Origin of the sequence: Rhizobium sp. 42MFCr.1 (assembly GCF_000377185.1) — a bacterium.
Taxonomy (GTDB): Bacteria; Pseudomonadota; Alphaproteobacteria; order Rhizobiales; family Rhizobiaceae; genus Rhizobium; species Rhizobium altiplani.
Genome location: NZ_KB897832.1, coordinates 110,309 through 128,095, shown reverse-complemented (window position 1 = coordinate 128,095; position 17,787 = coordinate 110,309). Strand labels below are relative to the sequence as shown.

The window sequence follows — 17,787 nt, the reverse complement described above, 5'->3', positions numbered from 1 at the left end:
ATCTCAAGAGCCGTCTGGGTGGGGGCAGGTTTCTTCAACATGTCCCAATGAATCACAAACCCCCAGACGGTGCCAGGGGTTTGTCAGCAATCTGACGGAGCGGGAGGCATCCTCCCGCTCCGTCTTCCATCTGCTTGAAAGTCAGCTCGCGAAACGACCGGCGTCGGCGCCGTAGTAGTTCAGGTAGCGATCGGAAATGCTGGCGATCGGCAACACGATCAGGACATCCGTCGTATTGAAGGCCTTGTCGACCACGGCGGTCGAACCGACCATGGCGCCGAGGCGCAGGTAACCCTTGATCAACGGCGGCAGTGCCATCAGCGCCCGCTTCGGGTTGACGGCTTCGGCCGGCATCAGATCCATGTCGCGCGCAAGGTGCGGAAGAGCGGCGACGGCCCACTCATCCTTCGCGGCGACGTTGTGATGCAGGAAGGACAGTGCCAGCGCATGGCTTTCCGGGTGGATGCCCGGGAAGGAGGCGCAACCGAACATGGCGCCCATGCCATGCTTCAGCGCATAGGCCCAGTTGCCCTGCCACAGAAGCTCGACCGTGCGCTTGGTGCGGTAGTCGGGCAGCACACAGGAGCGGCCGAGTTCCATGAACCGTTTGTCCGGATGGCGAGCAAGCAGCTCGTCGATGGCGAATTCCGAAGCCGAGTAAAAGCCGCCGTTCGCCATGGCGACTTCCTGTCGCAGCAGGCGATAGGTGCCGACGATCTGGTCCTCGCTGTCACCCTCGATCGAGCGGTCGAGCACGAGCAAATGATCGCAGAACGTGTCGTAGGAATCGAAATCGCGCTTGCGGCGCATGGCCTCCGGCGAAAGCTGTGCCCCCATTTCTTCGACGAAGACGCGGAAGCGGACGGCCTGGGCGGCATCGATCTCGCTGGCCGTTCGGGCAAGGCGAGTTTCGAGATTGCCGATGCGGCCGAGAACGTCGCCTTCCTTTAGCGCAAGCGTGGTCGATGGCCGGGGGGTCTCGGCGACAGCGTCACAGTTGAGGGCGTCTGCTGACATGGCGATTCTCCCGTTGCCGGCTTTTGACACGCCATAAAACACTTATATGCGACAGGAAAGTGACATCATATAGCCGCCATACGCAAGAAGCGTGCCGGTTATTTGATGGCTACCGCGCTTCCGCGCGGCGGGCCGAAAGCGCAGCAACAGCTTGGACTTCCGTCAGCAACCTTATCGGGTCAACCGGCTTTACCATGACGCGGTTTGCACCATTCAGCAAGACTTGTCTACGGGATTCATCGCGCTTGTCGGCGGTGAGCACGAGGATCGGAACAGGCGGAAGATCGAGCCGGCGTTCGTGCCCGCGTAGCCGGCCAAGCATGTCGATGCCGTCGCCTCCTGGCATGGAAAGGTCGCTGATGACAATGTCAGGGCGCACGCTTCCCTCCGACAGCGCGGCGTCGAGCAGCGTCTCGAAGTGCTCGACGTGCTCGACGGTATGACCGGCTTTTTCGAGCATGGCGCGAATGAGCATCGCGTTGATCGGGTCGTCTTCCGCCAGCAGGATACGCAGCCCACTCTGGATTCCCGCTTCCGGAATGGCAACGCTGAAACCGGGCTGGTTATCGTTCAACGCATCGCGCTTCTCCATGCCGCGCATCCGTCCACGCAGCACGTCGATCAGCGATTGCTCGCGCAGCGGCCGTATCAGCCACGCGTCGAATAGGTCGAGCGGATGGGCGTTGCGCTCCTCGGGGTTGACCAGGAAGATTTTGCGCAGTCCCAGTGCCGCGATTTCGCCACGGTCGGCAAGGTGCTCGGCGAACTCCGTCGACATCCGGTGGTCGACGATGATGTCGGTTGGCCTGCGGTCGCCCGCAGCCATGGCGAGCAACATGTCATGGGCGCTCGCACCGTCGGTGACCAGGTGGCAATCGCCGCCGAGCGTTGCGATCGTCTCCGATATCGCTTTGCGCGCCGAACCGTCCGGTGCCAACAGCAGCACGACGCTGCCTGCAAGCACGGCCTTGTGGCGACTGCGGCGTTCCTCCGGAATGGCGATCGGAAAGCGGATGCTGAACTCGCTACCGGCTCCCTTTTCGCTCGTCACCGTAAGTGTGCCGCCAAATTCGCGCATGATGCGGGCGGAGATGGAGAGACCAAGCCCTGTCCCGGCGCTCTTCTCGACCAGCGTTCCGCCCTGCTCGAATTCGCCGAAGATGCGGTTTTGTTCTTCCTCGGTCATGCCGGGGCCGGTGTCGGTGACACTGATCAGCACGGTGTTCGCCTGCAGCGATGCCTGGACGAAAACGCCGCCCGCCTGCGTGAATTTCACGGCGTTGCCGATCACGTTGAACAGGACCTGACGCAGGCGCGCCGGATCGAAGCTCATCATGTCTGGAAGGTCGGAGGATACCGTTGTCCCAATCTCGATGCCCTTTTCATGGGCGCGGTGGGCCAGCATTTCGACGACGCTTTCAAGGAGTTTGCGCAGCGATTCTGCGCGGGGGCGCAATTGGAAACGACCGACCTCGATGGTCGAGAAGTCTAGGAGGTCCTCGACCAGCTGCGTCAGCGCATAGCCGGATTGGCGGATGCCCGTCAGATAGTTCTGCTGTTCCTGCGTCAGCCGTGTCTCGGTCAGCAGATGCGTCATGCCGAGGATGCCGGACAGCGGAGTGCGGATTTCATGGCTGACCGTGGCAAGCAGGCGTGATTTGGCTGCGCTGTTGTACTCGGCCTTCTGCCGGGCCTCCTCGCGGGCTTGTGCGGTCAGCCGTTCGTCGGTGATATCGCGAGCGATGCTCTGCAGCAGGAGCCGTCCGTCGGCGGGGTCGCGGGTAACGACGTCACGCCAGAAAAAGATGCGTTGGCCTTCCGGCGTCGAGATCTCCACCTCGAAGCGATGCGGTGCCGAGCCCGGTCGAAAGGCGATGCCAATCTCCTCACACGTCAGTCCCTCTGGATTGAGCCTGCCGGTCAGCCGACGAAATGCCTCGTTGGCGCCAACGATGCGCCGATCCATGTTCCGTGTGACGGTAATGTCGCCAAGCGCGTCGTGGATCTCCGCAAAGAGAGCCGCCCTCTGGCTCCATGCGGATGAAACGCCGGTGAGGTGTTTCCGCAACGGGCGTTGTCTGGTGGTTGCGAGCATCGCGAGCAGGACAACGAAGGACAGCGCGGCAACGCCGAGCCCCACCGATGGCAGCAGAGGGCCGCCCGCCTGCGCCACGACAACAAGGAGAAAGCCGCCAACAAGGCCGAGACCGCCCAACCACCAGGATAGAAGCTTGCGGCCGACGCGGCTGCGTTGGAATTGCGGTGAGACGAACTCGGCTTGATAGGCAACAATATCCGAGTCCCGCTCACCGTGGCGATGAGCGGTATGCCGCCCGAACGCGGCGGCAAGTCTGTCGTGCAATTGACCGAGACCTTGCATGCCCGCCGGAATAGCATGGCGGCGGTTCCAAATGCCTTCAGCAAACCGCTAAGATTTTAACGGTCTGCGTTTTTAGGTTGTATCAGCTCGTCCAGAATCACGCATCCCGCGCCGATCGTGATAAAACTGTCGGCCAAGTTGAAGACGGCGAACGACCATGTCTCGGTGTGAAACAGGATGTAGTCGATCACATGCCCGTAGAGGAAGCGATCGATCAGGTTCCCGAGCGCGCCGGCGATGATCAGCGCGTAGCCGAGGTGAGCGAAGGTGCGCTGCTTGTTGGTGCGGTGCCAGAGCCAGATGACGAAAGCGACGATGATGAGGCGCATGCCGACGATGAACCAGCCGTCCATGCCCGAGAGCATCGAGAAGGCGACGCCTAGATTGTAGGTTCGGTAAAGCGCCAGCATCGGGAAAAGATGCACCGGCTCCTGCATTGGTAGGGTGTGGTCGACAACGATCTTGACGATCTGGTCGAGTGCGACGGCGATGACGATGAAGATCAGGATTGGCAGCGGCCGGGCAAGCAGCGTCGGTCGTTCTAGCGTCTGTTCGGTCATTTGGCCTCGTCGAGTGAGAGGAGGTGGCGGCGCGCCTCGAACAGCATGACGGCGCTGGCGACGGCAAGATTGAGCGAGTCGGCACGGCCCTGCTGCGGAATGCGGGCAAGCGCATCGGCTTCCTTGGCAAGATGCTCGGGCAGCCCGGACTGCTCGTTGCCCATCAGGATCACCACCGGCTTCTTCTTGTAGTCGATGGTACGGTAGTCAACTGACCCTGCCAGATGCGTAGCAACGACGGAAGCTCCAGCGTGCTTCTTCCAGGCAATGAATTCTTCCGCCGTGGCGCGTGCAACGGGAACGGCAAACACCGAGCCCATGGTGGCGCGCACCGTTTCGAGCGAGAAGGGATCGGTCGTCTCGCCGACAAGGATGACGCCAGAGGCGCCGGCAGCGTCGGCTGTGCGGATGATCGTGCCGAGGTTGCCGGGATCGCGCACGCGATCGAGGGCGATCCAGGTTTCACCCGGCCTTGGGTGGATCTCGCGCAATGGCTTCCAGCGGCTTTCGAAGATGCCGACCACCATCTGCGGATTGTCGCGACGGGTGATCGAGGAAATCACCTTCTCGCTGACCTCGAGCACCAGCCCACCGGAGGCGACCGTCTTTGCCGCCATCTGCTCGACCAGCGGCTTGCCCTTGGCCGCTTTGGCATAGACAAGCGTGCGGATCGTCCAGCCGAGTTCGATCGCGTCGATGACCAGCTTCAAGCCTTCGGCCATGAAGGTGCCGCTCTGCTCGCGGGTCTTCTTGTCGCTGAGCGCCTTAATGTCCTTGATGATCGGATTGGCGAGCGAGGTAACCTCTTTCACGTGCCCGACCTTATGCGGGCCGTGGCCCCTGTGTTCATGGCTCATTTGGGTACCAACGGGAGAAGAGTGAGGTGGAGAGTGCGCGGCCCGGCGCCTTGCCGTCCAGCCCGACCTCGCGAAGGACGAGCTCGCCGGATTCGACGACACCGCCGGCCCCGCGCATGGTCTCGCGCATCAGTTCATGGATCGAATAGAAGCTGGCCCGGATCGAATAGGCCGTCAACACAAGTCCAACCGCCTTCGGAGACAGGATTTCACGGCAGATATCGAGCATCAGCGGCAGGTGCGCGAAAAGATGCCAAACCTCGCCGTTCGGGCCGCGGCCGAAACTCGGCGGATCAGTGAGGATGATGTCGTAGGTGTTGCCGCGGCGTTCTTCCCGCAGGATGAATTTCATCGCGTCTTCGCAGATCCAGCGGATCGGCGCTTTCTCCAGCCGGCTCATCGCCTGGTTTTCGCGCGCCCAGCCGATCGCCTTCTTGGAAGCATCGACATGCGTAACCTCGGCGCCGGCAGCGGCGGCAACCAGGGAGGCAACACCGGTGTAGCCAAAGAGGTTCAGAACCTTCAATGGCCGCTTGGCGGCCTCGACCTGTTGCTTCATCCAGGTCCAGTGGGCGATCTGCTCGGGAAAGACGCCGACGTGGCGGAAAGAGGTGAAGCGGCCGAGGAAATCCACGCCGAGCAGATTGAGCGGCCAGGTCTCGCCGAGCGCTTCCTTGGGAAAGCGCCAGCGCCCGGTGCCTTCCTCGTCCGTATCGCCGGTGAAGACGGCATCGACCTTTTCCCAGGTTTGCTTTGGCAAGGACGGTTGCCAGAGCGCCTGGCCCTCCGGGCGCACGATCCGGTAGGGGCCGTATTGCTCCAGCTTCTCGCCGTTGCCGCTGTCGATCAGATGGAAGTCGCCTGCGCCAAGGGATTCAAGGATGACGGGCACGCGTTCAGCCGGACGTTCGCCAGTCCGCACCATCAGCGGCCGGTCGATTGCCGTAGGCACGGAGGCAGGTTCGCGCACCCTTTCACGGGCCGGCGCCGGCTTCGCTGCGGGCTTTGCCGGGCGCGGGCCTCGATCGTCGGCGCGGCGTCCGCCGGAGGGGCCGGCGGCGGGTTTCTGGCCTGGCCGGCGTTCTTTTTGTCTCAACGTAATCTTCCGCGTGCTTCAATTCGATAGAGCCCGTGCAAATAGCATTCCGTTTCATCTTGGCAAAGCGCTTTCGGGCTGTGATAAATTGAGCCACATCGAAAAGGGGAGGATTTTCGGATGGACTTGACCGGCGAAGAACGGATTGCCGCACCCCGGGATGTCGTATGGGCGGCACTCAATGATCCCGAGATATTGAAGCAGTGCATTCCGGGGTGTCAGAACCTGGAGATGAAGTCCCCGACGGAGCTCATGGCAGTGGTGAAGGTCAAGATCGGTCCGGTTTCGGCGACGTTCAACGGCGAGGTCCTGCTCTCCAACATTCAGGCGCCGGAAAGTTACACGATCTCGGGTGAAGGTAAGGGCGGTATTGCCGGCTTTGCCAAGGGCGGCGCTGATGTCGTATTGAAGGATGAGGGCGGGGAGACGGTCCTGCAGTATGAAGCAAAGGCCCAGGTTGGTGGCAAGATTGCCCAACTCGGCGCGCGGTTGATCGACTCAACCTCCGCTAAGCTGGCGCAGCAGTTCTTCTCCAGCTTCAACGCCGCCGTCAGTGCCAAAGCCGCAGAATAAGGGTCGGAATTGACAGATTTCTCCATTCAGACGACGTCACCATCCGTGAAGTGGACCATCAGATCGCCACTTCAATCGGAGTTGGAAAGGCTGGCCGACATATATCTGGCCGTCCGCCGCGAAACATTCACATGGGTCGATCCGGCCAGCTTCCGCCACGAGGATTTCAGCGTCCACACACAGGGCGAAGACCTATGGATTGCAGAAGCGCCGAACGGTGAGACCGCGGGCTTCATGACCCTGTGGCCGCCGGACGATTTCATTCACATGCTTTATATCAGCAAGTCCTGGCAAGGGCAGGGGGCGGGCGCCGCCTTGCTCGCTACGCTGCCGAACTGGCCGCTCAGGAAGTATCGGCTGAAATGCCTGGTCAAGAATGAGCGTGCGAACGCCTTCTATCGATCCAAGGGGTTCATCGTCACGGGATCCGGCTCATCGGCGGAAGGCGACTACGAAGAGATGAGTTTCTACCCAGCCGCCCGGGATACGCAGGCCTATTGAAGCTGCGGCTTCTTCAGGAAAGCATTGCGATCGGCGGACCTGATGCGCAGCCACGCCTCGCGTCCATTGCGCACCACCCGCATCGGGATTTCCGCGCCGGCTGGGCCGCTGCTCCAGACCTTGCGATAGAAATCGGCAAGTCCATCGACCTCGCCGTCGCGGATCTCGGAAATGATGTCGCCTCGGCGCAGGCCGGCCTCGTCCGCAGGACTTCCGTCGGCGACGCTCATAACGATCACATCGCCGTTGCTTTCTGCGGAGAACGCGCCGAGCCATGGACGCGGTGGCTTGTTGACGCGGCCCTGGGTCATCAGGTCGTCCAGAATTGGCGGAAGCAGATTGATCGGCACGATCATGTTGATATCGACGGCGTCGCCGCCCTGACTCATCTGCAGCCGCAGTGACCCGATGCCAAGCAGCTTGCCGTCGCCATTAATGAGTGCCGCGCCTCCCCAGGAGGGATGCGCAGGCGTGGTGAAGATCGCCTCATCAAGCAGATATTCCCAATAACCCGCGAATTCCTGCTTTGCCACGATCCTGGCTTCCACGAACTGGCCGATTCCATCCGCCAGCACGACGGGATCACCGAGGTTAGCGCCGATGTCGTCGCCGAATTCCAATGCCGGCAGGCCGAGGTCACCCAGTGCTTGAAGCAGGCCGAACCCGGTCTCCTGATCGTAGGCGAGAGGATGGGCCGCGACAACGCGCCCGTCTAGCGTGGTCAGCCAGACTTCCTCGGCCTCGGTGATCAGGTAGCCGATGGTGAGGACCAGTCCGGATGGCTTGATGACGACGCCACTTCCCTCCCGGCGCGTGCCGAGTGTGCCGGCCGTAAAGGCATCATCAGGAATTGAGGAGCGAACGGCCACGACTGACCGCAGGATTTCGTCGATATTCATGGTCTCATCCTCGCAAGGCAGGGCTCGTATGCCGCGAAACGACTGTGCCTAGCAGATGTGCAGTGGGTCGCATTTTACATAGCTATGAAGCCGGATCTATGGCTGCAAGTGGTTGCATAGCTGAATTTCGGCCCGCTGTCCGCCCTTGGCGTGCGCGTCACCTCGACGGCAGATGGCCCGCAATTTCCTCGGCGTGGGTCTTGTGGCGGTCCGCCTCGGCCTGCCAGCGAACGGCCGCTTTCGCTTCGGTTCGCGCGCGCTTGCGGTATTTGCCCTGATTGAGCCAGGTGGCTGCCGAGCCGACCAGCATGCCGATGATCAGCGTGATGAAAAGAAACACGAAGAACGGCGCTGACAAGGAAAGGACTTGGTCGTCCGGCCGAAACGGGTTGAAGGCGAGCGTCACCACCTGCCTGTTGGCGACGCAGAAGATGATCAAAATGATTCCGAGTGGTAAAAAAATCAAAAGGTTGGTGATCTTCTTCGCCATGCTCGGCCTCCGTATATCAACGCCCGTCGACTTTGACGCAGCGCTTTGATCTGGTCAGCAGGATAGTGGGCCGAGAGCCAAGTTCAAGTGCGGGCTTGCCGCAGGCTGCATCAGGGAGAGGATCAATCCTCTTCGTCGGCCTGTCCCGGGTTGAGGCGCTCACGCAGCTCCTTGCCGGTCTTGAAGAAGGGAACCCACTTCTCCTCGACGAAAACGGTATCGCCGGTACGCGGGTTGCGGCCGGAGCGGGACGGGCGGTTCTTCACCGAGAAGGCGCCGAAGCCGCGCAACTCGACGCGATTGCCGGCCGCGAGCGCGTCGGTTATCTCATCGAGAACCGCGTTGACGATATTCTCGACGTCACGATGATAAAGATGCGGGTTGCGGGCTGCAACGATCTGCACCAGTTCGGACTTGATCACTTTCGTCCCCCTTAAATTATTGATTTCTTATCAATCATTGCCAACCTGCCAAACTGAAAGGAGCCCGTCAAGGAGCAACTTCTGCGGCAGGATTCCGCCGAGGTCACGCGCCTTGGCAAGATCGTCATAACCAAGCAGCGTGAGGATATGAGACGCGCTGTCCGCGAGCAGGAAAGCTGTGTTTCTTCTCTTGTCCCAATCGACCTCAGGTAGGTTCTTGCTGACCTTGCGCGTCTCAAGGTAGGCCCTGATCTCGTCATTTCCGCCGATCTGGTCGATCAGCTTGATCTTGAGCGCCTGACGGCCGGTGAATATCGAGCCGTCCGCAAGCTTCTGGACCTCATCATGCGGCAGCTTGCGCCGCTCGGCGACGAGATCGACGAACCAGCCGTAGCTGTCGAGAATCATGTTGTTGATCATGGCCTTGGCCTCTTCGCTCGCCGGATGGAATGGCGACGGTTCGGCCTTCAAGGGCGACGATTTGATTTCTTCCATCGAAACGCCGATCTTGTCGAGCAGCGGCCTGATCTGCGGATACTGGAAGATCACCCCGATCGAGCCGGTGATCGAGCTGTCGCCGGCAATAATCATGTCGCCGGCGGTCGCGATCATGTAGCCGGCGGAAGCGGCCAGCGTGCGCACGTCGGATACGACAGGCTTCTTGGCGGCAATGGCACGGATTGCCTTGAATATCCGCTCTCCGCCATAAGTCGTGCCCCCGGGTGAGGAAATCGAGACGATGACGGCCTTCACCGCATCGCTCTTTTCGATTTTCTTCAGCCGCTCCAGCAACTCGTCATCATCGGTGATCAGCCCGGAAATGGTCACATGGGCGACGTGCGGCCGACTGGTCGCGATATCGCCGATGAGTGCCCAGTAAGCAGCGTAACCCAATAGCACGAGCAGCAGCACCGCGACGACGCGCCAGAAACCGACCTTGCGGCGAAGCCTGCGGCGATCGGCGATCATGGAACTGTCCATACATTCCTCCAGGGGGTGGGGAGCACGCGTGATCCCGCAAATCTAGGGCTCCTGCGCCGTTCGGACACGTAGATTTTGCACGCGTCGGCGCCTTTGTTGCTTGTTGCAGAAAAAAATCCATATTGGCAAGTCAGTGTAATAATGCGAAACGAACTGTGATCGAGCGCGAGAATGCTTATATACGCTGCTCCATCACCTACACGGACCAGGTTATGCTCAATACTTTGAACACCACGGGACAGGCTGACTATGTGACGCCGGAGCGAAGCGCCTATGTCGCTGCGCGCTTCCATTCGGCACGGGTGCGCCGCCTGAAGGTCATTCTTCCGATCGCGGCCGTTGTGGTGTCGCTGATCTTCATTGGTGTATCCGTGATCCGCACCTACCTGCCGGAGAACATCAAGATCGAGGGCGCCAAGATCGAGAATGGCAAGGTGGTGATGGAAAAGCCCGCCATCTCCGGCCGCAACTCGGATGGCATCAACTATTCCATGCTGGCGGAACGCGCGCTTCAGGATATCAAGAATCCCAACCTGATGACGCTTGAGAATATCAAGGCGGCCGTCCCGATGAAGGACGATCTGATCGCCCGCGTCGAGGCGACGGCCGCAGATTACGATCGTGCGACTGACAATCTCGATGTCAAATCTCCCTTTGCCATCCTTTTGAGCAATGGGCTGACGGCCAACTTCCAGAGCGCCAAGGTCGACATCAAGGGCGGGAAGCTCACCAGCGAGGATCCCGTAAGCATTCAGAAAGATGGTGCCTCTATTGTTGCGCAGTCGGTCAAGATGACGGATAAGGGGCAGACGATCACATTCGAGGGAAATGTACGCATGAACGTCGATCCCTCAGCTATTCACAAACAGGGCACTTAACAGCCGGGTCACCATGACAAACGCTTGTCGCATTTCTACCCGCAAGGCGGGAGCAGTATTTCTGAGTGGCGCGGTTGCGCTGCTTGTGTTGACCGGAGGCGCCCTGGCGCAGGCAACAACCAGTCAGATGGATGGGCTGAAGCTCAGCAGTGACGAACCGATCCAGATCGAGAGCGACAAGCTGGAGATCCACGATAAGGAGCACACGGCCGATTTCACTGGCAATGTGAAGGTCGTGCAGGGCAAGACGACGCTGCAGGCCGGCCACATGACGGTCTACTACAAGCCGAAGGCCGGCGACGCGAACGCGCCTGCCGCCGACGCCAAGGCCGCCGACACCAAGAATGCTTCGGCATCGATTTCATCCGGAAACGCCGATATCGATCACATCGTGGTGACGGACAAGGTGTACCTGACTTCGGGCACGCAGACAGCTACCGCCGACAACGGTTCGTTCGACATGGCCAAGCAGCTTTTCATCCTCAAGGGTGACAGGGTCGTCCTCACCGATGGGCCCAACGTCTTTACGGGTTGCCAGCTGACCGTGCACATGGAGACGGGACAGGCACAGCTGGAGAGCTGCGGGGGGCGCGTCCAGATTCAGCTTGATCCGAAATCGCAGAAACAGAACTGACCCCGGCCGTACCACGTGAAGTTATTCTCGCTATCGACCATGTTCGGCAGGTCCGGGCAGCAAGCTGCTGAAGCCCCCGCCGGCGACAAAAGCCGTTACCAGGGCACGCTGATTGCGCGCGGTCTGACCAAGACCTATAGCACCCGCCGTGTCGTGAACGGCGTGTCGCTGGTCGTTCGACGCGGCGAGGCCGTTGGCCTGCTGGGTCCGAACGGCGCCGGCAAGACAACCTGCTTCTATATGATCACCGGGCTTGTGCCCGTTGATGAAGGTACGATCGAGATCGACGGCAACGAAGTCACGACGATGCCGATGTACCGTCGCTCGCGGCTGGGCGTCGGATATCTGCCGCAGGAAGCGTCGATCTTTCGGGGGTTGACCGTCGAAGAGAATATTCGCGCCGTCCTGGAAGTGCACATCAACGACAAGGCTGCGCGCGAGAAGAAGCTCGACGAACTGCTCGATGAGTTTCACATTCGCAAGCTGCGCAAGAGCGCCGCCGTGTCGCTTTCCGGTGGCGAGCGTCGCCGCCTCGAAATTGCCCGCGCGCTGGCGACCGATCCGACCTTCATGCTCCTCGATGAGCCGTTTGCGGGCGTTGATCCGATCTCCGTCGCCGACATTCAGCATCTTGTGCATCATCTGACGGCGCGCGGCATCGGCGTGCTGATCACCGACCACAATGTGCGCGAGACGTTGGGCCTGATCGACCGCGCCTATATCATCCATGCCGGCGAAGTGCTGACGCACGGTCGTGCCAACGACATCGTCAACAACCCGGAAGTGCGGCGCCTTTACCTCGGCGATAATTTCAGCCTCTGACGCGCTCTCGCGCCGCGGAAATTCACCTTCTGTGACAGTTCCGCTTGACCAAATAGAATAAAAAAGCAATTTTTGGGCCAACTTGGATTTCCGTGGCCTGAGCCCGTGGCAGGACGCGGTTTCCCGGAGGAGACGAACGGGAGTTTCGCGTCCGCTATGGCACTGTCGGCCAATCTTTTCCTGCGCCAGAACCAGTCGCTGGTGATGACACCGCAACTGATGCAGTCCATCCAGTTGCTGCAGATGACGCATTTCGAGCTGACGCAGTTTATTGCCCAGGAAGTCGAAAAGAACCCGCTGCTCGAGATTCCGTCAAATGATGCGGAATCGGGCAGCGAGCGCGGGGGCGCGGAGGACGAGGCCTACGCGCATCAGGCTGAAGACCCCTCCGACGACGGCTACGATAGCCGAACCGAGGTCTTGTCGGGCGATTGGTACGAGAGTGGCAACAGCGGTGGGGCAAGCCGCCTCAGCGACGAACTCGACGCCAATTATGCCAACGTGTTTCCCGATGACGGCGTCCCGCAGCGCGCCGATGCTCCGGAGCTGATCAGCCAGTGGAAGTCGATGCCCGGCAGCGGCGAAGGGGCGGAGAGTTACGATCTCGATGATTTCGTTGCCGGTCAAATCTCGCTTCGCGATCATCTTGCCCAGCAGTTGCCCTTTGTCCTGCCCGATATGGCCGATCGCCTGATCGCTCAACATCTCGTCGATCAGCTGGATGAGGCAGGCTATCTCCAGGGCGATGCGACGGAAGCAGCCGACAGGCTGGGCGCGGGGGTCGACGATGTCGAGCGTGTAATCGCCGCCTTGCAGGCGCTCGATCCGCCCGGTGTATTCGCCCGCAATCTGGCGGAGTGCCTGGCGATCCAGCTTCGGCAGAAAGACCGCTTTGACCCTGCCATGCAGGCGCTGGTCAGCAATCTCGAGCTCCTGGCCCGGCGTGACTTCGCGACGCTGAAGCGGCTGTGTGGCGTGGACGAGGAAGATCTGCTCGACATGCTGGGCGAGATCCGGCAGCTCAATCCCAAGCCAGGTGCCGGCTTCGAAACCGGAATGTCGGAAGCGATCATGCCTGACGTCGTCGTGCGGGCAGGCTCCGACGGCGGCTGGCTGATCGAGCTCAATCCCGACACGTTGCCGCGCGTTCTGGTCAACCAGGCGTATTTTTCAAAAGTCACCAAGAGTGGTGAGGATCACGCGTTTCTGTCGGAATGCCTGCAGACCGCCAACTGGCTGACCCGGAGCCTCGACCAGCGCGCCAAGACGATCATGAAGGTGGCGAGTGAGATCGTTCGGCAGCAGGACGCCTTCCTGATGCATGGGGTCGATCACCTGCGGCCGCTCAACCTCAAGACGGTGGCCGACGCCATCAAGATGCACGAATCCACCGTCAGCCGCGTCACATCCAACAAGTACATGCTGACGCCGCGGGGGCTCTTCGAGCTCAAGTATTTCTTCAGCGTTTCGATCAGCGCCGTCGAAGGCGGTGACAGCCATTCGGCCGAGGCCGTACGCCACAAGATCCGGACGCTGATTTCGCAGGAAAGCCCGGAATCCGTGCTTTCCGACGACGATATCGTGGTTATTCTCAAGAAGGGCGGCATCGACCTGGCCCGTCGCACGGTGGCTAAATACCGGGAAGCGATGAACATCGCATCCTCGGTCCAGCGCCGGCGGGAGAAGCGCGCTTTGGCCAAGGTTGCGGGTTTTTGATTGCTGCCTGGAGCTACCGATACGTGTATTTATAAATTCTAATTCATGCGTCTGTTGACATTTTGGTAACTTCTGGCTAGAAGCGCGCCGCAATTGGCGCTGTGGGCAGCGTTGGAAGTTATCCCCATCATCCTCAGGGCGCCTGAAGCCGGCAACTTCGGCCGATCTTGCTTGGGATCGCGCGAAGTGCTTGGATGAGGGTGAGCCTTGGCGTAAACTGGTACCCGCAAACACTGTAAGAAGGGAAACTCCATGAGTGTGCGTGTATCCGGTAAACATATGGAAATTGGTGACTCGTTCCGTCAGCGGATCGAGGACCAAATCGGTGTCGCCGTCACGAAATACTTCGACGGAGGGTATTCTGGTCAAGTGATCGTGCATAAGGCCAACGCCCGTTTTTCCGCCGACTGCAAGCTTCATCTCGATAGCGGAGTTGTATTGCATGCCGCCGGAGAGGCGATGGACCCGCAGTTGGCCTTCGATGCCGCTTCCGAGCGGATCGAGAAGCGCCTTCGCCGCTACAAGCGCAAGCTGAAGGATCACTACGCCGGAAATCACCAGAATGGTTCTGCGGAAGTTGCCTACACCGTCATGGATGGCATGTCGGACCACGAAGACGAGATCCCGGATGACTTCGCGCCGGCGATCGTCGCCGAAAGCACCAAGCAACTAAAAACAATGTCTGTCGCGACCGCCGTGATGGCGCTCGACATGACGGATGAGCCGCTGCTGCTATTCCGCAGTCCAGGCAAGGAACAACTGAACATCGTTTATCGTCGGCACGACGGTAACATTGGCTGGATCGATGCAGCCAGTATCAAAAGCTGAGATCAAGGCGAAGGGCGGCAGTTAGGCTGCCGCTCTCCTCTCTTGGCGCAGAAGGAAAATAAAATGGCTTTGGCAGATTTGCTGCAGCAAAATGCGATCATTCCCGCCCTTAGGGTAAATTCCAAGAAACAGCTCCTCCAGGAATTGGCTGCAAAGGCGTCGAAAGTCACAGGGCTTTCGGAGCGGGAAATTTTCGATGTTGTCCTGCAGCGCGAACGCCTTGGCTCGACCGGCGTCGGTAACGGGATCGCTATTCCGCACGGTAAGTTGGCAAGCGTCCATTCCATCGTCGGCATCTTCGCGCGTCTCGATCAGCCCGTCGATTTCGAGGCCCTGGACGATCAACCCGTGGATCTGGTGTTCCTGCTCCTCGCACCGGAAGGCGCTGGCGCTGATCACCTCAAGGCCCTCTCGCGCATCGCCCGCGTGCTGCGCGACCACGATCTCGTCGCCAAGCTGCGTGCGACCGACTCCGCCTCGGCGATCTATGCGTTCCTCAATGAGGAGCAGACCTCGAACGCAGCCTGAGCATTCAACATGCCAGTAAAAAAGGCGCCTGATTGCTCAGTGCCTGATTGCTCAGGCGCCTTTCTTCATTCAAGCCGTCGAGTTCGGCTTAGAACTCTTCCCAGTTGTCCTGAGCGAGCGCTGCCGAGCCCTGAGTCTGCGGAACTGCGCGGCGCGGTGCCGGTGCTGCAGCTTGGCGATACGTCGGTGCAGCAGTCGGCGCGCGCATCTGCTGAGCCGTCGAGCGTAGTGCGGAAGCGTGGCTCATGCCGGATACGCGGAAGCGTGTCACGAGTTGCTTCAGCGTCTGGGCCTCGTCGTTCAGCGTGATGCTGGCTGCCGTCGTCTCCTCGACCATGGCTGCGTTCTGCTGGGTAACCTGGTCCATCTGGTTCATGGCCTGGTTGATCTCCTTCAGTCCGATCGCCTGTTCACTGGCCGATGCGGAGATCTGGCGGATAAGGCCGTTGATGCCCATGACCTGCTCGGAGATCTTGTGCAGCGTATCGCCGGCGCGGCCGACCAGATCGACGCCTTCCTTGACCTGTACGGCCGAAGTGTTGATGAGCGTCTTGATCTCCTTGGCGGCGTTCGCGGAACGCTGGGCCAGCTCGCGGACTTCCTGCGCGACGACGGCAAAGCCCTTGCCGGCTTCGCCGGCGCGTGCGGCTTCAACGCCGGCATTCAGGGCCAGCAGGTTGGTCTGGAAGGCGATCTCGTCGATGACGCCGATGATGCGCGAGACCTCGGTGGAGGACTGCTCGATGCCCTGCATCGAAGCAATTGCCTTGCGCACCACTTCGCCTGACTTTTCGGCATCCTCGCAGGCGAGGTTGACGTTATCAGCCGCCGTGCGGGCGTTTTCGGCGCTGGAGTTGACCTGTGCGGTGAGCTCGTTGAGCGCGGCTGCCGTTTCTTCCAGGCTTGCTGCCTGCTGTTCCGTACGCTTGGCGAGGTCGGAGGCGCTGCCGCTGATTTCGCTTGTACCGGAGCCGATGTTCACGACGCTGAGGTTCATCGTGTTGATGGTTTCCTCGAGGCTTTCGAGAGCCGCGTTGAAGTCCTGCTTCAGCTTGGCGTATTCGCCCGGGAAGTCCTCGGTGATGCGATGGCCGAGGTTGCCCTGGGACAATTCGGACAGGCCGGAGCCGACGATCGACACGATATGACGCTGCAGCGTGATCGACTGATGCCGCTCGGCTTCCGAGCGGCCACGCTCGGTTTCGGCTGCATCGCGCTGGTTGTTTGCCTCGGCCTCAAGACGCTGCGTGTCGGCGAGTGCGAAGCGGAAGCCCTCAAGAGCCTTGGCCACGGCGCCGATCTCGTCAGCGCGATCCTGACCGGCTACCGGCTGCTCGTACTTGCCGTCGCTGAGTGCCTTGACGCTGGCGACGAGACCGCCGATCGGACGCTGGACGAGGGAACGGACGGCTAGGTAGAGGGCAATCATGACGGCTGCGAGCACGAGAATGCCGGCGACAACCATCATGGAGGTTTGATCTTGAACAGGCGCGTTGATGGCCGAGTGCGGGACGTCGACGAGGATGACCCAGGTCGTGTTCACGTCGGGCAGGGCAAAGGGATAGACGACGCGGTCGAAGGGCTCGTAGCTATCGTAGCTCAGGTCCTTGACGACGGCTGGCTGTAGCGTCGAAAGCGCGCTCTTCACGGCATCTGTGCCTTCGCCGTCATAGTCCTTCATGGAAAGCTCGGGAATCGGCGAGACAATCCATTTGCCGGTCTGCGAGAGCAGCGTAACGCGGCCAGAGCCGAAGGGGTGGAGCGTCGAAAGCTTATCGCGGAGCGATTTGAGGGAGATGTCGACGCCGCTGACGCCGATCATCTTGCCACCCGAGAACACCGGATAGGCAATGGACGTCATCGCGGTATTCTCGCCGGTCGTCGTCTCGGCATAAGGCGGCGACAGCGCGCCCTTCTTGCTTTCTGCGGCGAGCGCGTACCAGGCAGCCTTATAGTCGGAATCGAAGGTGGAGAAGCTGAAGCCGCCGTCCTTGCTCTTCGTCCAGTACGGGTTGAATGTGCCATCCTTGGCCGCGCCGAATTCGGCCTTGCCGGCCATGGACGGCGACTGGCCGTCGAAGGCGTTCGGCTCTTCGGCAAACCAGCTGCCGAAGGCAAACTGGTTGCGCTCGACGTTTGCCTTCAGCATGTCCAGAACGGCCTTGCGGTCGAGATATTTGCCCTCCTGACCATGACCGATCGTGCCGGCCATCGAGCGCGCGGCCCCTGCCAGCTCGCCGACGGATGAGGCAACCTCGTTGGCGATAGCCTTCGCCTCGAGATTAGCTTGGTCCATGGTGAGGGTCCGCACGCGGTTGCGCGTCTCGCCGATGAGGAAGAAGTTGGAAATGAGGAGGACGAGGGCGATGGCAACGCCCGTAATGAGGATAAGCTTGGCTGCAAGCGATTTCATGCGAAAGATGAACATGGATTCCTCGGGAAGCAAGGATGTGCCGTACGGGGCATTCATCGGCACAGGGACGAAGGCGTCGCCCCCTCATGGAGCAGCCGTGACAGAAGCCGACCCCTTGGCGAAGGCCGGCGATGGCTGGAACATCGCCGGAAACCTATTAAATTTGAATGAAATCTAATGAAAACAGACGCT

18 protein-coding genes are annotated in these 17,787 nt (G+C 60.5%); 8 read left to right on the top strand and 10 right to left on the bottom strand.

Annotation, left to right across the window (positions count from 1 at the left end; genetic code table 11):
• Nucleotides 1-141: 141 nt before the first annotated feature.
• The 5 genes from C934_RS0116390 to C934_RS0116370 form a co-directional block, all read right to left on the bottom strand.
• Nucleotides 142-1,017 carry a GNAT family N-acetyltransferase gene (locus C934_RS0116390; protein WP_018857739.1) on the bottom strand — a complete coding sequence of 292 codons (876 nt, stop codon included), beginning with the start codon at nucleotides 1,015-1,017 and terminating at the stop codon, nucleotides 142-144.
• A gap of 109 nt (nucleotides 1,018-1,126) precedes the next feature.
• Nucleotides 1,127-3,397 (bottom strand): hybrid sensor histidine kinase/response regulator, encoded by a 2,271-nt coding sequence (locus tag C934_RS0116385; RefSeq protein WP_018857738.1) that lies wholly within the window; start codon nucleotides 3,395-3,397, stop codon nucleotides 1,127-1,129.
• A 56-nt stretch (nucleotides 3,398-3,453) separates the two neighbouring features.
• Nucleotides 3,454-3,957 carry a signal peptidase II gene (lspA, locus tag C934_RS0116380; protein ID WP_018857737.1) on the bottom strand — a complete coding sequence of 168 codons (504 nt, stop codon included), beginning with the start codon at nucleotides 3,955-3,957 and terminating at the stop codon, nucleotides 3,454-3,456.
• Complete coding sequence (locus C934_RS0116375) at nucleotides 3,954-4,814, bottom strand: TrmH family RNA methyltransferase (protein ID WP_026371839.1); 861 nt, start codon at nucleotides 4,812-4,814, stop codon at nucleotides 3,954-3,956. The genes lspA and C934_RS0116375 overlap by 4 nt, the downstream gene beginning before the upstream one ends.
• A complete protein-coding gene (locus tag C934_RS0116370) occupies nucleotides 4,804-5,910 on the bottom strand; it encodes a class I SAM-dependent methyltransferase (protein WP_018857735.1) in 1,107 nt (368 codons plus the stop codon). Before C934_RS0116370 ends, C934_RS0116375 begins: the two co-directional genes overlap by 11 nt.
• Nucleotides 5,911-6,030: 120 nt before the next feature.
• On the opposite strand from C934_RS0116370, the gene C934_RS0116365 reads away from it, so the two are divergent.
• Nucleotides 6,031-6,483 (top strand): SRPBCC family protein, encoded by a 453-nt coding sequence (locus tag C934_RS0116365; RefSeq protein WP_018857734.1) that lies wholly within the window; start codon nucleotides 6,031-6,033, stop codon nucleotides 6,481-6,483.
• Between the two features lie 45 nt (nucleotides 6,484-6,528).
• Entirely contained in the window at nucleotides 6,529-6,984 is a 456-nt protein-coding gene (locus C934_RS0116360) for a GNAT family N-acetyltransferase (protein ID WP_026371838.1), read from the top strand.
• Here C934_RS0116360 and C934_RS0116355 read toward each other — a convergent pair.
• The 4 genes from C934_RS0116355 to sppA form a co-directional block, all read right to left on the bottom strand.
• Entirely contained in the window at nucleotides 6,978-7,883 is a 906-nt protein-coding gene (locus C934_RS0116355; protein WP_018857732.1) for a S1C family serine protease, read from the bottom strand. The two genes, C934_RS0116360 and C934_RS0116355, sit on opposite strands and share 7 nt — an antisense overlap.
• Nucleotides 7,884-8,040: 157 nt before the next feature.
• Nucleotides 8,041-8,373, bottom strand: a complete 333-nt coding sequence (locus tag C934_RS0116350; protein ID WP_018857731.1) for a hypothetical protein — start codon at nucleotides 8,371-8,373, stop codon at nucleotides 8,041-8,043.
• A 122-nt stretch (nucleotides 8,374-8,495) separates the two neighbouring features.
• On the bottom strand, nucleotides 8,496-8,795 hold the full coding sequence (locus tag C934_RS0116345) for an integration host factor subunit beta (RefSeq protein WP_003544934.1): 300 nt from the start codon (nucleotides 8,793-8,795) through the stop codon (nucleotides 8,496-8,498).
• A 30-nt stretch (nucleotides 8,796-8,825) separates the two neighbouring features.
• Nucleotides 8,826-9,776, bottom strand: coding sequence for a signal peptide peptidase SppA (gene sppA, locus C934_RS0116340; RefSeq protein ID WP_018857730.1), 951 nt, complete (start codon nucleotides 9,774-9,776; stop codon nucleotides 8,826-8,828).
• Between the two features lie 212 nt (nucleotides 9,777-9,988).
• On the opposite strand from sppA, the gene lptC reads away from it, so the two are divergent.
• From lptC to ptsN, 6 genes are all read left to right on the top strand, one after another.
• On the top strand, nucleotides 9,989-10,654 hold the full coding sequence (lptC, locus tag C934_RS0116335; protein ID WP_025658730.1) for an LPS export ABC transporter periplasmic protein LptC: 666 nt from the start codon (nucleotides 9,989-9,991) through the stop codon (nucleotides 10,652-10,654).
• A gap of 13 nt (nucleotides 10,655-10,667) precedes the next feature.
• Nucleotides 10,668-11,288 carry an LptA/OstA family protein gene (locus tag C934_RS0116330; RefSeq protein ID WP_026371837.1) on the top strand — a complete coding sequence of 207 codons (621 nt, stop codon included), beginning with the start codon at nucleotides 10,668-10,670 and terminating at the stop codon, nucleotides 11,286-11,288.
• Between the two features lie 39 nt (nucleotides 11,289-11,327).
• Nucleotides 11,328-12,110 carry an LPS export ABC transporter ATP-binding protein gene (lptB, locus tag C934_RS0116325; protein ID WP_018857727.1) on the top strand — a complete coding sequence of 261 codons (783 nt, stop codon included), beginning with the start codon at nucleotides 11,328-11,330 and terminating at the stop codon, nucleotides 12,108-12,110.
• A 156-nt stretch (nucleotides 12,111-12,266) separates the two neighbouring features.
• Entirely contained in the window at nucleotides 12,267-13,826 is a 1,560-nt protein-coding gene (gene rpoN / locus C934_RS0116320) for an RNA polymerase factor sigma-54 (protein ID WP_018857726.1), read from the top strand.
• 252 nt (nucleotides 13,827-14,078) lie between these two features.
• Nucleotides 14,079-14,654 (top strand): ribosome hibernation-promoting factor, HPF/YfiA family, encoded by a 576-nt coding sequence (hpf, locus tag C934_RS0116315; RefSeq protein ID WP_025658734.1) that lies wholly within the window; start codon nucleotides 14,079-14,081, stop codon nucleotides 14,652-14,654.
• Nucleotides 14,655-14,717: 63 nt separating this feature from the next.
• The gene (ptsN, locus tag C934_RS0116310) at nucleotides 14,718-15,182 is read left to right on the top strand and encodes a PTS IIA-like nitrogen regulatory protein PtsN (protein ID WP_007529605.1); all 465 of its coding nucleotides are present in this window, start codon (nucleotides 14,718-14,720) and stop codon (nucleotides 15,180-15,182) included.
• An 88-nt stretch (nucleotides 15,183-15,270) separates the two neighbouring features.
• Here ptsN and C934_RS0116305 read toward each other — a convergent pair whose 3' ends face one another.
• Complete coding sequence (locus C934_RS0116305) at nucleotides 15,271-17,610, bottom strand: methyl-accepting chemotaxis protein (RefSeq protein WP_018857724.1); 2,340 nt, start codon at nucleotides 17,608-17,610, stop codon at nucleotides 15,271-15,273.
• Nucleotides 17,611-17,787: the final 177 nt, after the last annotated feature.

What these genes read in the sequence shown, in the direction of transcription:
- C934_RS0116390 (WP_018857739.1), bottom strand. Translation starts at nt 1,017, where the DNA reads ATGTCAGCAGACGCCCTCAACTGTGACGCTGTCGCCGAGACCCCCCGG.
- C934_RS0116385 (WP_018857738.1), bottom strand. Translation starts at nt 3,397, where the DNA reads ATGCAAGGTCTCGGTCAATTGCACGACAGACTTGCCGCCGCGTTCGGG.
- lspA (WP_018857737.1), bottom strand. Translation starts at nt 3,957, where the DNA reads ATGACCGAACAGACGCTAGAACGACCGACGCTGCTTGCCCGGCCGCTG.
- C934_RS0116375 (WP_026371839.1), bottom strand. Translation starts at nt 4,814, where the DNA reads ATGAGCCATGAACACAGGGGCCACGGCCCGCATAAGGTCGGGCACGTG.
- C934_RS0116365 (WP_018857734.1), top strand. Translation starts at nt 6,031, where the DNA reads ATGGACTTGACCGGCGAAGAACGGATTGCCGCACCCCGGGATGTCGTA.
- C934_RS0116355 (WP_018857732.1), bottom strand. Translation starts at nt 7,883, where the DNA reads ATGAATATCGACGAAATCCTGCGGTCAGTCGTGGCCGTTCGCTCCTCA.
- C934_RS0116350 (WP_018857731.1), bottom strand. Translation starts at nt 8,373, where the DNA reads ATGGCGAAGAAGATCACCAACCTTTTGATTTTTTTACCACTCGGAATC.
- sppA (WP_018857730.1), bottom strand. Translation starts at nt 9,776, where the DNA reads ATGGACAGTTCCATGATCGCCGATCGCCGCAGGCTTCGCCGCAAGGTC.
- lptC (WP_025658730.1), top strand. Translation starts at nt 9,989, where the DNA reads ATGCTCAATACTTTGAACACCACGGGACAGGCTGACTATGTGACGCCG.
- C934_RS0116330 (WP_026371837.1), top strand. Translation starts at nt 10,668, where the DNA reads ATGACAAACGCTTGTCGCATTTCTACCCGCAAGGCGGGAGCAGTATTT.
- lptB (WP_018857727.1), top strand. Translation starts at nt 11,328, where the DNA reads ATGTTCGGCAGGTCCGGGCAGCAAGCTGCTGAAGCCCCCGCCGGCGAC.
- rpoN (WP_018857726.1), top strand. Translation starts at nt 12,267, where the DNA reads ATGGCACTGTCGGCCAATCTTTTCCTGCGCCAGAACCAGTCGCTGGTG.
- hpf (WP_025658734.1), top strand. Translation starts at nt 14,079, where the DNA reads ATGAGTGTGCGTGTATCCGGTAAACATATGGAAATTGGTGACTCGTTC.
- ptsN (WP_007529605.1), top strand. Translation starts at nt 14,718, where the DNA reads ATGGCTTTGGCAGATTTGCTGCAGCAAAATGCGATCATTCCCGCCCTT.
- C934_RS0116305 (WP_018857724.1), bottom strand. Translation starts at nt 17,610, where the DNA reads ATGTTCATCTTTCGCATGAAATCGCTTGCAGCCAAGCTTATCCTCATT.